The organism is Pseudomonas sp. UTLPPB19802 (genome assembly GCF_059730225.1).
The window spans coordinates 2,821,563-2,835,950 of record NZ_AP048545.1; the positions used below are offsets into that span (position 1 = coordinate 2,821,563).

Consider the following 14,388-nt stretch of genomic DNA (forward strand, 5'->3'; position numbering starts at 1 on the left):
GTCCCGCACCGTCGTTCCCCTGCCACGGCAGGCAGGCGGATGGTGGCTCAGACATCTTTCTCTCTAGGTGGCGCCATTATATCTACACCACTACCAGCGTCCAATACAAACGTTTGTTTGAATTCGCTGGAAGCCAGATAAATCAAAGTAGCGCGGCTTATGACTGACCATTTTGCCGTATTGACCAGAATAGGCGTTCCGGTCAAGATACGAGCGGTTTTGCGTTCGCCGTAGGCTAAACGCAGGCTGCAGGAGCACGTCTAAAGACAGGACGAAGACAACGAAAGTGAAGTGGCATGCCGATTCTGGCGCGAAGTTTACACGTCCACCGGCCTCGTGACTGTACAGTCACTCCGGACCGACGGTCGTAAACCGGGAAATGACCAGGCTTTCGTGTAGATGTCGGCGTTTTTGGAGGTGCCCTTGAGCTTCACGCGCGCGCCGCTGAGCATCCAACCGCCAGGTACGCCTGGGCGACTTTCTTTTCACCGGAGAGTGAGGAATCCATGAAGGTTCTTGTAGCTGTCAAACGCGTTGTCGATTACAACGTCAAGGTTCGCGTCAAGGCGGACAATTCCGCTGTCGACCTCGCCAACGTCAAGATGTCGATGAACCCGTTCTGCGAAATCGCAGTGGAAGAAGCGGTACGTCTGAAAGAAAAAGGCGTGGCCACTGAAATCGTCGTCGTCACCATCGGCCCATCCACCGCCCAGGAGCAACTGCGTACTGCGCTGGCGCTGGGTGCCGACCGCGCCGTGCTGGTCGAATCCGCCGACGAACTGAACTCCCTGGCCGTGGCCAAGCTGCTCAAGGCCGTTGTCGACAAGGAACAGCCACAGCTGGTGATCCTCGGCAAGCAGGCGATCGACAGCGACAACAACCAGACTGGCCAGATGCTGGCTGCCCTGAGCGGCTACGCCCAAGGCACCTTCGCCTCGAAAGTCGAAGTGTCGGGCGACAAGGTTGCCGTGACCCGCGAAATCGACGGCGGCCTGCAGACCGTTTCGCTGAACCTGCCAGCCATCGTCACCACCGACCTGCGTTTGAACGAGCCGCGCTACGCGTCCCTGCCAAACATCATGAAAGCCAAGAAGAAGCCGCTCGAGACGCTGACTCCTGATGCTTTGGGCGTTTCTACCGCCTCCACCAACAAGACCCTGAAGGTTGAAGCACCGGCTGCACGCAGCGCGGGCATCAAGGTCAAGTCGGTTGCAGAACTGGTCGAGAAACTGAAAAACGAAGCGAAGGTAATCTGATCATGACTATCTTGGTAATCGCCGAACACGACAACAAAACCGTGGCTCCGGCCACCCTGAACACCGTTGCCGCTGCCGCGAAGATCGGTGGTGACATTCATGTGCTGGTCGCTGGCCAGGGCGTTGGCGCTGTCGCCGAAGCCGCCGCGAAAATCGCCGGTGTGTCGAAAGTGCTGGTGGCCGACAACGCCGCCTATGCGCACCAACTGCCGGAAAACGTAGCTCCCCTGGTGGCCGAGCTGGGCAAGGGCTACAGCCACGTCCTGGCTGCCGCCACCTCCAACGGCAAGAACATCCTGCCGCGCGTTGCCGCCCAGCTGGACGTCGACCAGATCTCCGAGATCATCTCGGTGGAAAGCGCCGACACCTTCAAGCGTCCGATCTACGCCGGTAACGCCATTGCCACCGTGCAATCGAGCGCTGCGGTCAAGGTCATCACCGTGCGTGCCACCGGTTTCGACCCGGTTGCCGCCGAAGGTGGCTCGGCTGCCGTTGAAGCTGTGGGCGCGGCTCACGATGCAGGCAAGTCGTCGTTCGTCGGCGAAGAGTTGGCCAAGTCCGACCGCCCTGAACTGACCGCTGCCAAGATCGTCGTTTCCGGCGGCCGCGGCATGCAGAACGGCGACAACTTCAAGCACCTGTACGCCCTGGCCGACAAGCTGGGCGCGGCAGTCGGCGCTTCCCGTGCCGCGGTCGATGCAGGCTTCGTACCGAACGACATGCAGGTCGGCCAGACCGGCAAGATCGTCGCGCCACAGCTGTACATCGCCGTCGGTATCTCCGGCGCGATCCAGCACCTGGCCGGTATGAAGGACTCCAAGGTGATCGTCGCGATCAACAAGGACGAAGAGGCGCCGATCTTCCAGGTGGCCGACTACGGCCTGGTCGCGGACCTGTTCGAAGCCGTGCCTGAGCTGGAAAAGCTGGTCTGATCCAGCAGCTTCACTTATAAAAGAACCCGGTCCTGCGACCGGGTTTTTTTTACCGAATCATCGTGCCTACACCCCTTCATGCGTGCGCTGGCATCATGCTTACACCGGTATCCTGCTCCTGCAGTCAGCGGTGTTGATTGGAGAAATTTGTCATGGACGTGCTTCGCGTCGCCGCACTATCGCTGTTGCTGGGCTTGCCCGCGTTGTCCATGCAGGCCCTGGCCGTGGGCAAGTGCGAGCGCCTGATCGTCACCGGCAGCCCCGATGCGCCGCCCTACCTGTGGCGCGACCCCGATGATCCGGTGCACCTGATCGGCGCCAGTGCCGACCTGTTGCGCCAGGTGGGCGGCGAGTTGGGGCTCAAGGTCGAGGTACTCTACGGTGGCAAGCGTTCCCAGGCCCAGGAGGAGGTGCGCAGCGGGCGCATGGACCTGTTGGTGGATGCGCCGATTACCGTCAACGAGCTGGATTCGCTGGACTACATCCATCCGGCCCTGGTGCAGAACGACTTCCTGGTCTGGACCCGCAACGATTCGCCCCTCGTCTACAACGCCGCCCACGACCTGCATGGACACAGCGGCGCTGTTTCGCAAAAGGCCCGGCTGACCCAGCCGTTCGTGGAGTTCAGCAAGACCCAGCTGACGCTGCAATACACCCCGGCCTTGCCCCAGGCGTTCCAGAAACTGCTGCTGGGCGAAGTCGAGTACGTCCTGGCCGGGCGCTACGCCGGCATGGTCACCGCCCAGAGCCTGGGCATGGCCAGGGATATCGGCCCGCGGGCCCAGCCGGTCGATCAGCCCGGCCTGTTTCTCGCGGTCTCCCACAACTCGGCCTGCAATGACGCCTGGTTGCGCGGACAGCTGGCAAAAAAAATGACAGAATTGCCCGCTTCCGGCCTGACCGAGGCCGCGTTGCAGCGCAATCTGGAGCGTTGGAAGGCACAACTGCAACCGGCCGGCGCGCCAAAACAGTAGGAATTTGCTTTGAGTATTCGACCCTTATTCGCTGCCCTGGCCGTCGTGGCCCTGGCGGGCTGCGCGGCCGATCCGGCGCCGAATGAACAGATGCGTCTCACCGAACGTGCACTCGAACAGGCCCGGGCCGTCGGCGCCAAGACTGACGATGTCGCCGAACTGAAACTCGCCGAGGGCAAGTTCGAACGCGCCCAGTCCGCGATGGCCGACCAATCCTTCAAGAAAGCCCGTATGCGCGCCGAGCAGGCCGAACTGGACGCGCGCCTGGCCGAAGCCCGGGTGCTGACCGAAAAGAGCCAGGAAGAGCTGAAGCTGCTCAATACCCGTATCACGCGCTTGCGCAAGCAGTTGGGGGATGCGCAATGATCTATCCGAGCCGAATGGTCGGCATCCTGTTGGCGCTGGGTTGTGCCAGTCTCTACGGTTGCGCCGGCCAGCAGGCCAGCGAGACGGCCCTGCAGCAGGCTTCGGCCAGTTTCCAGAAGGTCAAGGAAGACAGCAATGTGCTGCGCTTTGCGCCCAAGGACGTGATCCGCGCCGGTGAGTCGCTCGCGCGCGCCGATCGCCTGTCCGGCTATTGGGGCAGCAGTGGCGATGTGGCGCACTACGCCTACCTGAGCGAGCGCTACTCGGACATCGCCCGCCAGCACACCGAGCAGGCCCTGAACCAGGAGCGTGCGGCCAAGCTGGAGCTGGAGCGCCAGCGCCTGCAACTGGCCCTGCGCGAATCCAAGCTGGTCAGCGTGCAGCAACAGGGGAAGTGGGTCGAGGAGCAGATCAGCCAGGCCAGCACCCAGACCGATCGCGGCCTGGTGATGACCCTCGGTGATGTGCTGTTCGACACCGGCGAGGCGCAACTGCAGAGCTCCGCCAACCGGGCGATTCTCAAGCTGGTGCAGTTTCTCCAACTCAATCCGAAACGCATCGTGCGCATCGAGGGCTATACCGACAGCACCGGCGAGAAGGACAACAACCTGCAACTGTCCCGCGATCGGGCCCAGTCCGTGGCGGACATGCTGGTTGACCTGGGGATCGATGAGAAGCGTATCGATGTGGTCGGTTATGGCGACGAATATCCGATCGACGTGAATGCCACCGAACGGGGCAGGGCACAGAACCGTCGGGTCGAGGTGGTCTTCTCCGACGAGAAGGGCCATCTCGGCGCGGCCCGCTGAGGCACAGGCGCTTCAGGAACAAACCCGGTATCCGCAAGGTGCCGGGTTTTTTCATACTCGGCCACTTGGGCCGGTCGGAACAAAGGTCAATTGGGCAATGCACATCAAGTGTGGCGAGCGGGCTTGCCCGCGCTGGGGTGCAACGCGCCCCCACCCCAGGTCACTCGCTGTGCCTGACAGGCCCGGTCGCAGGTTTTGGGGCCGCTCTGCGGCCCAGCGCGGGCGAGCCCGCTCGCCACAGGGGGGGCTCATGGCGAAAAGATCAAGCCAATGCCACAGACAAGTGTTCCCGTACAGTTTTGCTTCTCTCGTCACTGTATTGTCGACTATTGTAGGAACTGTGCCAGTACACTTTAAAACTGTTCCGGTATCGTTGCTTCCAAGAATAAAAATGCCGTTGAAACCGAGTGCCGCTTCATGACCAACCTATTGCTCTACCAACGTATTGCGCAGCAACTGGCCGACGATATCCGCCGCGGTGTCTATCAGCCAGGCGAGCGCGTGCCTTCGGTACGCAAGATGAGCTCGCAGCTCAACGTCAGCCATGCCACCGTGCTGCAGGCCTACGCCAACCTGGAAGACCAGGGGCTGATCCGTGCCCGCCCGCAATCGGGCTACTACGTTCACCAGACGCCCGCGCTGACCGCGCCGACGCCGGATATCGCCCGGGTCGAGCGCCCGGGCCTGGTCACTCGCAGCAGCATCATTCACCAGGTGTTGGTCGAATCCCGCCGTGAGGGGGTGTTTCCGTTCGGCGCAGCGGTGCCCTCGGTCGATTACCTGCCGGTGCGGGCGCTGCACCAGCAGTTGGCCAAGGTCACCCGTTTTCATAGCCCGCGGGCCTTCAGCTACATGTTCAGCCCCGGCTTCGAGCCGTTGCGGCGCCAGGTGGCTATTCGCATGCGTGATGCTGGCGTGGTGGTCGATCCCTCCGAGGTGGTGATCACCCATGGCTGCGTGGATGCGCTGCAGATGTCGTTGCGGGTACTGACCCGTCCCGGCGACCTGATCGCCGCCGAATCGCCGACCTATTACGGCTTGCTGCAACTGGCTGACCTGCTGGGGCTGAAGGTCATCGAGATTCCCAGCGATCCGTCCACCGGCATGAGCCTGGAGGCCCTGCAACTGGCGGCCAACCAATGGTCGATCAAGGCGCTGGTATTGACCACGCGGTTGAGCAATCCACTGGGTGGGACCATGCCCGAGGAGCGGCAGAAACAGTTGCTGCGCCTGGCCTCGGATTTCGATATCCAGATCGTCGAGGACGACATCTACGGCGAGCTGATGTTCGAGGTCGGTCGCACCAAGGCCCTCAAGGCCTATGACCGTCTGGATCGGGTGATCTATTGCTCGAGCTTTTCCAAGACCCTGTCGCCCGGCGTGCGTATCGGCTGGATGATCGCCGGCAAGTTCCAGCAGGAAATCCAGCGTTTGCAGACGTTCAGTACCCATTCGGCCTGCAGCGTGACGCAGATGGGCGTGGCCGCCTACCTGGAAAACGGCGGTTATGACCGGCACCTGCGCTTCATTCGGCAGGAGTACCGCAAGAACCTCAGTGCTTTCCAACTGGCGGTGCAGCAGTACTTCCCCGAAGGTACGCAGATGACCCGGCCGACCGGCGGCTTCATTCTCTGGGTCAGCCTGCCCGGACGGGTCAATACCCAGGAGTTGCATGTTCGTGCCCTGCAGCAGGGTATCAGCATCGCGCCGGGGCTGATCTTCAGCAACACCGAGCAGTTCAACCACTGTATCCGGCTCAACTGCGGGATTCCTTGGAACCGCGAGGCCGAGCGGGCCTTGATGACCCTCGGCATGCTGGCCAGCCAGCTGTGCCAGGAAACGGCTGCCGGGCTGTTCTGAGCCGACGGCCGGGAGCGCCCATCGGGGCTCCCGGCGGCGGCATCTGGGGACGATTGCCAATCTCATTGCTTGTCATCGAAGGCTCAACGAGCGAGCATAGAGAACTCCGTTGTTGATGCCGTAGAGTTCATGAACGCGACTTTCGCTGTGCGCATGCTATTGCTTGCCTTGCTGACCGGCCTGGGCGCCGGTGGGGCGGCCATGGCGCAGGCCCAGGAAAAAACGCCAGCGGCCAGCAGTGCCGCGCAGAAAACTCAGGCCACGTCGTCGAAGAAAACCAGCGCCGCCACGAAGAAAACCCAGGCTACTCAGAAAAAAGCCCAGTCGAAAAAGACCGCTCCTACAAAAAAGGCCGCTACTGGCAAGTCCCGCCTGACCGACAATGAAGTGGCGAAAACTCGCCTGCCTGCGCCCAAGCTGGACCTGAGCCTGCCCCAGGACCTGGTCAACAAGATGCAGCCGGTCGGCAAGGTGCCACTGTCCAGGAGCCGACCATTGCTGCCGCAGATGTTCGTTGAAAAACCGGCATCGCAGACGCCTTTTCAACTCAACGGTCGGCTGCTGAGCAACGAAATGGAGCTGCAACTGCGCAACGACAGCCGTCGGGATATCGAGGGCGCGGCGCTGGATTTCGAGTTCAAGCAGTAAAAATCCCCACTCAGTCATGACGCTTCGTCGGTGACTGGCCAGTCATCTACCCTGTTATTGAAAAACAATTGTGCGACCAATTTTAAACAGCCGTTTTAGCGGTTACTCTGTCTTTTCACACTTGGGTCCGTTGCAGGGAGCGTGTCGCCATGAACTGCCGTGAAGGTTGTGGTGCCTGCTGTATCGCTCCCTCCATCAGCTCGCCGATTCCCGGCATGCCCAATGGCAAGCCGGCCGGAGAACGTTGTGTGCAGCTCTCGGTCGAAAACCTCTGTGAGCTGTTTGGCCTGCCCGAGCGGCCGGCTGTGTGCGGCGGTTTCAAGGCCGACCCGCAAGTGTGTGGCGGTAGTCGTGAAGAGGCCATCCGCCTGATCGGCTGGTGGGAGAAAATGACGGCGGCTTGAAGCGTGTTCACCTTTGACAATAAGGAATAAGAAAATGGGTTCGCTGCATCGTATGGCTGTGGTTGGTGGTTTGACTGTCCTGTTGGTCGGTACTGCACACGCAGAAACCTGGGAGACGGCCAAGGACGAAAACGGGATCAAGGTATCGCTCGCCGAAGTGAACGGTTCCAAATACAAGGCCTACCAGGGCGTGACGACGATCAAGGCCTCGGTGGCCAAGATTCGCGCCCTGCAGGAAGACGTGGCCGGCGCCTGTGCCTGGATCCACGAGTGCAAGTCGCAGGAACTGGTGGACAAGAAAGGCGACGAGAGCTGGACCTACACCCAGTTCAAGGCACCTTTCCCGGTGACCGACCGTGATTCCTACCTGCATATCACCACCGTGCAGAATGCTGACGGCAGCCTGACCCGCAAGCTGCAGGGCGTGCCGACCTACAAGCCGGAAGCGAAGGGCTATGTGCGCGTCGCCCAGGTCGAGGGGTTCTGGAAGCTGGTGCCCAAGGGCGACAACCTCACCGAAGTGACCTACCAGGTGCACACCGAGCCAGGCGGCAGCGTGCCTTCGTGGCTGGCGAACAAGTTCGTGGTCGAGGCGCCTTTCAACACCCTCCAGGCCCTCAAGGAACGCGCCGAGAAGTAACCTTCTGATGGCAGTCCCCTGCCTACGTCGTGGCAGCGGACTGCTCAAAACTCCTTGAACGATCCTCGCCGTCCCACGGTCCAGATAGTTGTGGGCCCGTGACGGGCTTGAGCGAGGAGACACCGATGAAGATGTGGGCAGTCACTTTCGTGGATGATCATGGTGTTCAGAGCGTCGAGCACTTCGATTACGAGCAACGACCCAGCATGGAACAGGCCGCGCAGTGGGTTCGTGCCCGGTTACTGCCGGTTCCGGCCGAGCTGGACCTGAATGATCTCGACGGGCGCATGGACGAGCCGACAGTCAAGAGTCTCAAGCAACAGAACAGCATTCAGATCCTGCGCATTGCGCCGGCTTCATAAAGTCGATTTTTCCACCTCAGACCCTCTGGCAGAGCTGCTGGCATCACGCTACTCTGCAATCGAGATCAGCGAGAGATTCGCTAAGGTGGTCTGATCTTGTCAGCTACATGCTTGTTTCCCGGCGGCGGGCATCTGTCGCAACGCCAGCACCGTGGGTGCCTGGCTCGGGATCGCGGAAAGTCTATCCAACGCTTGCTGAGGAGGACGTTTCATGAGCACAGCCTATCAAGAAGACATCAGCAGCCAGGTGCTGCGCCGTATGAAAGAAGGCGGTTTTGATTTCGCACGTATCCATCCCATCGAGTTCTATGCCATTTTCCCGGACGAGGAGCGGGCGCGCAGGGCAGCAGGTCAGTTTCGTGGTGAATCCCTCAACGCTCAGGTCAGCCCCAGGGACGACGGTGCCTGGTATCTGGAACTGAGCAAGGTGATGTATGCCACCTATGGCGGCATCGATGACTTCGAGCACGACTTCGGGGCGGTGGTAGAACCGCTTGGCGGTGTGATCGAGGGCTGGGGCGTCAAGCATCCGATACGTGCGCTCAACTGAACGCACTGAATCCCGATAACAACGGCTGACCCACCTGGGTCGGCCGTTTTTATTTCCGGTGTCTGGTCAGCAAAAAAAAGGCCACCGCAGAGGGTGGCCGAATGGGAAGTCCATGGCGTGGGCGAGTTATCGGTCGGACCACGTGAAGAGATGGGAGCCTTGACTGGCTGGATGGTGGAATTATCTGCCAGCGCTTTGGCTGGCGGAAATGAACTCTGGCTATGTGGCTGATAGCCAAAAGCCTGTTTTGTGAGGTGTTGCAGGATTGTGCGGCCTCTTCGCGGATGAATCCGCGAAGAGGCCCGTGGGACTTGCTGAGGCAAGCGGGCTACTGGACAGGCACCTTATGCTTGGCCATGTGCTTGAGGTAGCTCACCAGCAGGTTGAGGTCGCTGTCCGGCAGCACCGCCGGGGCGAACGCCGGCATCTTTGCCTGTGGCCAGTGGCGCAGGCTCTGCGGGTCGCGGATATAACGCTCGAGATAACCGTCGGCGAAGTATTCGGTCGGGCTGTACGGGACGTTCAGGTCTGGCCCCACCTGCGCATCTCCCGCACCGTTGAGTTTGTGACAGGCCAGGCAGTTTTTCTGAAACAACGCGAAACCTTTGTTCACCGGATCGTCGGCCGCCAGCCCTTGATCCGGCAGGAGCGCTGGAAAACGCTCTGCCACCGGGGACAGGCGCTTGATGCTGGCCACCTGGAAAGGCCATTGCTCGGGGCTGATATGTCCGGCTTCCGGGTGCGTCCATACCAGGTAGAACGGCCCGGCACCCGGCTTGCCTTCGGCGAGCGGTGGCCAGGGCCTGGCCGGGTCTTCCACTGCCAGCCAGGCCTGGGCGCCGTTCTTGGCGAGCAGTGGTGCCGCGCTCATTTCGGCGGCAAACCCGTCCAGCGCCACGGCTTGCAGATGATCGTCAGGCTTGACGCCATCCAGCAAGACGGCCACCGGCACCGCGCGATAAGTCATCTGGCGCTTGTAGGAAACATCGTTGTCGATGGTGATGGTCTGTGCCTTGGGGTGGGCCAGTAGCGCCTCGGTTTCCCAGGTCCGGTTGCCGGAGCCGAGGTCCAGGGTGAGTTGTGCGGCATGCAGGTGGCTACAGAGCAGGGCGGTCGTCAGCAGTATCAGGCGTTTCATTCGTTTTATTTATTCGATCGGTTCGGTGGTGGGGTTGGACTGGTCGGCAATGTCGTCATCATTGTCGAAGACCCAGGTCGGGGTGTCCTCGACATGGTCGAACAACGCATCGCGCAATTCGCTGTAGTTGCCGCCATTGACGATACCGAAGTAGCCACGCTTGATCAGCGTGTCTTCGGCTTCGAGGGCGTGCTGGTTGGTGTCGCTGTAGATCACCACGGTGGCATTGGGATCGAGCACCACCAGGCGCAGTTGGTAGGCCAGGCCTTCGGCGCTGATGCCGGTGCCGTCCTCCAGCGTCAGGTCCACCTGCAGGGAGTTGTGGATGTTGCCGGCGGCGAAGTCACTGTTGTTGCGCAGGTCGAGAATGAGCGCACCGTCGCGGATCTCGTCGACCGCACGGTTCACATCGATGATGCCTGCCTGGGCACAGAAGCTGCCCGACAGTCCTGTTGCCAGGGTGGCGGCGGCGATCCAGTGGCGCATGAGCCTGTCTCCATCAAGTCATGGCTCAAGATTGGCACACAAAACCGTACCCCGGTAGTTGAGCGGGGCAAGAATCCGGTTTTGCAGAAAAATGCCACGGCCTCTAGCCGGCCAGTCTGGTGAGGTTTGGCAGGATGAGCAGCAAGGTGGTGGCGAATACGATCAAACCTGCCTGGCGGACTTTCGAATGCTTGAACATGGCTGACTGCCTTTTTTTGTTATTCCTGGGGTACGGCTCGACAACAGGGTGTGGGTGCCCCGGCAAAACCCGGCAGCGGCCCTCACAGGAATAACCTTAGGGCCCGCGTTACACTTGGCTTAGAACTCTTTGCCATGTATTTAGCAGAATATCCTTTAAAAAACGCATGAAGCATATGGCCAGCTGGCTAGCGGGCCATATGCTAGACACTTGCAGCCTCTCCAATGGCTAGGCGCTTAGCTACCTACCGTTCGTCCGAGCGTGAGAGTCAAGGCCGATGAGCGGTTCGGTCATTGAATCCTGGCGAGCCGAGCCTAAGGTGGAAACGCGGCTTTTACCCCCACCCGAACGGTTCGAGGACGTCATGACAGAGGCTTTGATATTCGATGCGGTGCGCACGCCCCGAGGCAAGGGCAAGGCCGGTGGTGCCTTGTACAGCGTCAAGCCGGTCAATCTGCTGGCCGGGTTGCTCACGGCTTTGCAGCGGCGCAACGGGTTCGACACTCGTGAAGTGGACGACATCGTTATCGGCTGCGTGACACCGGTGGGCGATCAGGGTGCCGATATCGCTCGGACAGCGGCGTTGGTGGCGGATTGGGATGTCAGTGTTGCCGGGGTACAGATCAACCGCTTCTGCGCCTCGGGCCTGGAGGCGGTGAGCCTCGGGGCGATGAAAGTCCGTTCGGGCTTCGAGGACCTGGTGGTGGTCGGTGGCGTCGAATCCATGTCGCGGATGCCCATGGGCAGCGATGGCGGCGCCTGGGTGTTCGATCCACAGACCAACCTGCACAGTCACTTCACGCCCCAGGGTATCGGCGCGGACCTGATCGCCACCCTGGAGGGCTTCAGCCGCCAGGATGTCGACGGCTTCGCCCTGCAATCCCAGCAGAAGGCTGCACGGGCGCAGGCTGCGGGGGCATTCGAAAAATCCCTGGTGCCGGTGCTGGATCAGAACGGCATCGTCCTGCTCGACCATGATGAGTTCATTCGTGCCGACTCGACCCTCGACGGCCTGGGCCAGCTCAAGCCGAGTTTCGAGATGATCGGGCAGATGGGCTTCGATGCGACGGCTCTGCGGGTGTACAGCCATGTCGAGCGGATCCGCCACGTGCATACGCCGGGCAACAGCTCCGGGATCGTCGACGGTGCCGCGCTGATGCTCATCGGTTCGCCGGACAAGGGCCGTGAGCTGGGCCTGCGGCCGCGGGCGCGGATCGTTGCCAGCGCCGTCACCGCCACCGATCCGACCATCATGCTCACCGGGCCGGCACCGGCCACCCGCAAGGCGCTGGCGAAGGCCGGGCTGCAGATCACCGATATCGACCTGTTCGAGGTCAACGAGGCCTTTGCCTCGGTGGTGCTCAAGTTCATCAGGGACATGGCGGTCGATCCGAGCAAGGTCAACGTCAATGGCGGCTCGATTGCCCTGGGCCATCCGTTGGGAGCCACGGGTTGCGCGATGCTCGGCACCTTGCTCGACGAACTCGAGGCCCGGCAGTTGCGCTACGGGCTGGCAACGCTGTGTGTCGGTGGCGGCATGGGCATTGCCACCATCATCGAACGCCTCTGAACCGATCGGGAAATCTGCCATGACTGATGCCATTCGCTACGAAAAGGGTACCGACCGGATCGTCGTCCTGACCCTGGACATGCCCGGCCAGACTACCAACACCATGAACGCCGCCTACCGCGAGGCGATGGCCACCTGCGTCGCGCGCCTTGGCGCCGAGCGCGAGGATCTGGCCGGAGTGATCATCACCTCGGCCAAGCCGACCTTCTTTGCCGGTGGCGACCTCAATGAACTGATCAAGGTCACGCCAGCGGATGCTCAGGTCTTCCATGACGGTGTACTCGCGCTGAAGGCCCAGTTGCGCGCGTTGGAAACCCTCGGCCTGCCCGTGGTGGCGGCGATCAATGGCGCTGCGCTGGGTGGCGGCTGGGAGATCTGCCTGGCCTGCCAGTACCGGATTGCCCTGGACGATAAGGGCGTGCAGCTGGGGTTGCCGGAAGTCACCCTGGGCCTGTTGCCCGGCGGTGGCGGGGTGGTGCGCATGGTGCGCCTGCTGGGTTTGGAGAAAGCCCTGCCATACCTGCTTGAAGGCAAGAAGGTCTCGGCGCGGCAAGCGTTACAGGCTGGCTTGGTCGATGAACTGGCAAGCGATATCGACGACCTGCAGGTCAAGGCTCGCGGCTGGATCATTGCCAACCCGGCACCCCGCCAGCCCTGGGACTTGCCGGGCTATCGGCTGCCGGGCGGCACCCCGGCCGATCCGAAGGTTGCACAAATGCTCGCCATTGCACCGTCGATCCTGCGCAGCAAGACCCACGGTTGCTTCCCGGCCCCGGAGAAGATCCTCTGCGCAGCCGTCGAGGGCGCCCAGGTCGACTTCGACACGGCGCACCTGATCGAGACCCGTTATTTCACCGAGCTTGCCACCGGCCAGGTGGCGAAGAACATGATTGGCACTTTCTGGTTCCAGTTGAACGAGATCAATGCCGGCGGCTCCCGTCCCAAGGGTTTTGCTCCTTATGTCACCCGCAAGGTCGGCGTGCTGGGGGCCGGGATGATGGGCGCGGGTATTGCCCACGTCAGTGCCGTGGCCGGGATCGAGGTGGTACTCAAGGACGTCAGTCTGGCGGTCGCCGAGCAGGGCAAGGCGCGCTCGGCGGCATTGCTGGACAAGAAGCTGGCCCGTGGCCAACTGACCAGCGAGCAGCGCGAGGCGATCCAGGCACGCATCCAGCCCACCGGGATGGATGACGACCTGGACGGCTGCGACCTGATCATCGAGGCCGTGTTCGAAGATCGCGAGCTCAAGGCCCGGGTTTCGGCGGCCGCGCAACGGGTCGTTGGCGACGAGGTGGTGATTGCCTCCAATACCTCGACCCTGCCCATCACCGGCCTGGCCACGGCAGTGTCACGTCAGGATCGGTTCATCGGCCTGCATTTCTTCAGCCCGGTGGAAAAAATGCCATTGGTGGAAATCATCAGGGGCGCCCGGACCAGCGATGAAACCCTGGCGCAGGGCTTCGATTTCGTCCAGCAGATCCGCAAGACGCCGATCGTGGTCAACGACAGCCGCGGCTTCTTCACCTCGCGGGTATTCGGCACCTTCACCAACGAAGGCATTGCCATGCTCGGTGAAGGCGTCTCGGCGGCAATGATCGAGACCGAAGCGCGCAAGGCCGGCATGCCGGTGGGGCCGTTGGCGGTGTCCGACGAGGTTTCGTTGAGCCTGATGAGCCATATCCGCCAGCAGGGTGCCCGCGACCTGCTGGCCGAAGGCAAGGCGCCGCCCAGCCATCCGGCGTTTGCGGTGATCGATCTGCTGCTGGCGGCCAGGCGTCCGGGCAAGGCCGGCGGTGGCGGGTTCTACGATTACCCTGCGGGCGGACAGAAACACCTGTGGCCGGAGTTGAAGGAGCGCTTCGAGAACCCCGAGCGGCAGATTTCGCCCCAGGATGTGCGTGACCGCCTACTGTTCGTACAGGCCCTGGAGACCGTGCGCTGCCTGGAGGAGGGCGTGCTGCATTCGGTGGCCGATGCCAATGTCGGCTCCATCTTCGGTATAGGCTTTGCCGCCTGGAGCGGTGGCGCCCTGCAGTTCATCAACCAGTACGGCCTGGGGGACTTCGTCGCCCGTGCCCGCTACCTGAGCGAACAGTACGGCGAGCGTTTCGCGCCACCGGCCCTGTTGCTGGGCAAGGCCGCCAGGGGCGAGCGCTTCTGACCAGGCTGAACCAGGCCTGGCGCCAGCGTGTTA

The 14,388-nt window shown here is 61.9% G+C and carries 15 protein-coding genes; 13 read left to right on the top strand and 2 right to left on the bottom strand.

What is annotated here, in order from left to right; translation table 11 throughout:
- Positions 1–506 precede the first annotated feature (506 nt).
- The 11 genes from AC6I6U_RS12880 to AC6I6U_RS12930 all read left to right on the top strand — a co-directional run bounded on the left by AC6I6U_RS12880 (position 507) and on the right by AC6I6U_RS12930 (position 8,801).
- Positions 507–1,256, top strand: coding sequence for an electron transfer flavoprotein subunit beta/FixA family protein (locus tag AC6I6U_RS12880; RefSeq protein ID WP_497882307.1), 750 nt, complete (start codon positions 507–509; stop codon positions 1,254–1,256).
- A gap of 2 nt (positions 1,257–1,258) precedes the next feature.
- Positions 1,259–2,188 carry an electron transfer flavoprotein subunit alpha/FixB family protein gene (locus tag AC6I6U_RS12885; protein ID WP_497882308.1) on the top strand — a complete coding sequence of 310 codons (930 nt, stop codon included), beginning with the start codon at positions 1,259–1,261 and terminating at the stop codon, positions 2,186–2,188.
- Positions 2,189–2,340: 152 nt separating this feature from the next.
- The gene (locus AC6I6U_RS12890) at positions 2,341–3,162 is read left to right on the top strand and encodes a transporter substrate-binding domain-containing protein (protein ID WP_497882309.1); all 822 of its coding nucleotides are present in this window, start codon (positions 2,341–2,343) and stop codon (positions 3,160–3,162) included.
- 9 nt (positions 3,163–3,171) lie between these two features.
- The gene (locus AC6I6U_RS12895; RefSeq protein WP_497882310.1) at positions 3,172–3,528 is read left to right on the top strand and encodes a DUF4398 domain-containing protein; all 357 of its coding nucleotides are present in this window, start codon (positions 3,172–3,174) and stop codon (positions 3,526–3,528) included.
- Positions 3,525–4,337, top strand: coding sequence for an OmpA family protein (locus AC6I6U_RS12900; RefSeq protein ID WP_497882311.1), 813 nt, complete (start codon positions 3,525–3,527; stop codon positions 4,335–4,337). Before AC6I6U_RS12895 ends, AC6I6U_RS12900 begins: the two co-directional genes overlap by 4 nt.
- Positions 4,338–4,754: 417 nt before the next feature.
- A complete protein-coding gene (locus tag AC6I6U_RS12905) occupies positions 4,755–6,197 on the top strand; it encodes an aminotransferase-like domain-containing protein (protein WP_497882312.1) in 1,443 nt (480 codons plus the stop codon).
- Positions 6,198–6,326: 129 nt separating this feature from the next.
- Positions 6,327–6,845, top strand: a complete 519-nt coding sequence (locus tag AC6I6U_RS12910; RefSeq protein WP_497882313.1) for a hypothetical protein — start codon at positions 6,327–6,329, stop codon at positions 6,843–6,845.
- A 149-nt stretch (positions 6,846–6,994) separates the two neighbouring features.
- Positions 6,995–7,249 carry a YkgJ family cysteine cluster protein gene (locus AC6I6U_RS12915; RefSeq protein ID WP_497882314.1) on the top strand — a complete coding sequence of 85 codons (255 nt, stop codon included), beginning with the start codon at positions 6,995–6,997 and terminating at the stop codon, positions 7,247–7,249.
- Positions 7,250–7,283: 34 nt separating this feature from the next.
- On the top strand, positions 7,284–7,889 hold the full coding sequence (locus tag AC6I6U_RS12920; protein WP_497882315.1) for an START domain-containing protein: 606 nt from the start codon (positions 7,284–7,286) through the stop codon (positions 7,887–7,889).
- A 125-nt stretch (positions 7,890–8,014) separates the two neighbouring features.
- Positions 8,015–8,251: a hypothetical protein gene (locus AC6I6U_RS12925; protein ID WP_497882316.1), complete on the top strand. Its 237-nt coding sequence runs from the start codon at positions 8,015–8,017 to the stop codon at positions 8,249–8,251.
- 211 nt (positions 8,252–8,462) lie between these two features.
- A complete protein-coding gene (locus tag AC6I6U_RS12930; RefSeq protein WP_010447113.1) occupies positions 8,463–8,801 on the top strand; it encodes a ribonuclease E inhibitor RraB in 339 nt (112 codons plus the stop codon).
- Positions 8,802–9,129: 328 nt separating this feature from the next.
- Here AC6I6U_RS12930 and AC6I6U_RS12935 read toward each other — a convergent pair whose 3' ends face one another.
- Both AC6I6U_RS12935 and AC6I6U_RS12940 read right to left on the bottom strand, forming a co-directional pair.
- Positions 9,130–9,939 (bottom strand): c-type cytochrome, encoded by an 810-nt coding sequence (locus tag AC6I6U_RS12935; protein WP_497882317.1) that lies wholly within the window; start codon positions 9,937–9,939, stop codon positions 9,130–9,132.
- A gap of 9 nt (positions 9,940–9,948) precedes the next feature.
- The gene (locus tag AC6I6U_RS12940) at positions 9,949–10,425 is read right to left on the bottom strand and encodes a rhodanese-like domain-containing protein (protein WP_497882318.1); all 477 of its coding nucleotides are present in this window, start codon (positions 10,423–10,425) and stop codon (positions 9,949–9,951) included.
- 563 nt (positions 10,426–10,988) lie between these two features.
- Between AC6I6U_RS12940 and AC6I6U_RS12945 the strand changes: the two genes are divergently transcribed.
- Together AC6I6U_RS12945 and AC6I6U_RS12950 are read left to right on the top strand one after the other, a co-directional pair.
- Entirely contained in the window at positions 10,989–12,194 is a 1,206-nt protein-coding gene (locus tag AC6I6U_RS12945) for an acetyl-CoA C-acetyltransferase (protein ID WP_497882319.1), read from the top strand.
- Positions 12,195–12,213: 19 nt separating this feature from the next.
- Complete coding sequence (locus AC6I6U_RS12950) at positions 12,214–14,355, top strand: 3-hydroxyacyl-CoA dehydrogenase NAD-binding domain-containing protein (RefSeq protein WP_497882320.1); 2,142 nt, start codon at positions 12,214–12,216, stop codon at positions 14,353–14,355.
- Positions 14,356–14,388 lie beyond the last annotated feature (33 nt).

Coding starts and splice junctions, on each gene's coding strand:
- AC6I6U_RS12880 (WP_497882307.1), top strand. CDS start 507: ATGAAGGTTCTTGTAGCTGTCAAACGCGTTGTCGATTACAACGTCAAG.
- AC6I6U_RS12885 (WP_497882308.1), top strand. CDS start 1,259: ATGACTATCTTGGTAATCGCCGAACACGACAACAAAACCGTGGCTCCG.
- AC6I6U_RS12890 (WP_497882309.1), top strand. CDS start 2,341: ATGGACGTGCTTCGCGTCGCCGCACTATCGCTGTTGCTGGGCTTGCCC.
- AC6I6U_RS12900 (WP_497882311.1), top strand. CDS start 3,525: ATGATCTATCCGAGCCGAATGGTCGGCATCCTGTTGGCGCTGGGTTGT.
- AC6I6U_RS12905 (WP_497882312.1), top strand. CDS start 4,755: ATGACCAACCTATTGCTCTACCAACGTATTGCGCAGCAACTGGCCGAC.
- AC6I6U_RS12910 (WP_497882313.1), top strand. CDS start 6,327: ATGAACGCGACTTTCGCTGTGCGCATGCTATTGCTTGCCTTGCTGACC.
- AC6I6U_RS12915 (WP_497882314.1), top strand. CDS start 6,995: ATGAACTGCCGTGAAGGTTGTGGTGCCTGCTGTATCGCTCCCTCCATC.
- AC6I6U_RS12920 (WP_497882315.1), top strand. CDS start 7,284: ATGGGTTCGCTGCATCGTATGGCTGTGGTTGGTGGTTTGACTGTCCTG.
- AC6I6U_RS12925 (WP_497882316.1), top strand. CDS start 8,015: ATGAAGATGTGGGCAGTCACTTTCGTGGATGATCATGGTGTTCAGAGC.
- AC6I6U_RS12930 (WP_010447113.1), top strand. CDS start 8,463: ATGAGCACAGCCTATCAAGAAGACATCAGCAGCCAGGTGCTGCGCCGT.
- AC6I6U_RS12935 (WP_497882317.1), bottom strand. CDS start 9,939: ATGAAACGCCTGATACTGCTGACGACCGCCCTGCTCTGTAGCCACCTG.
- AC6I6U_RS12940 (WP_497882318.1), bottom strand. CDS start 10,425: ATGCGCCACTGGATCGCCGCCGCCACCCTGGCAACAGGACTGTCGGGC.
- AC6I6U_RS12945 (WP_497882319.1), top strand. CDS start 10,989: ATGACAGAGGCTTTGATATTCGATGCGGTGCGCACGCCCCGAGGCAAG.
- AC6I6U_RS12950 (WP_497882320.1), top strand. CDS start 12,214: ATGACTGATGCCATTCGCTACGAAAAGGGTACCGACCGGATCGTCGTC.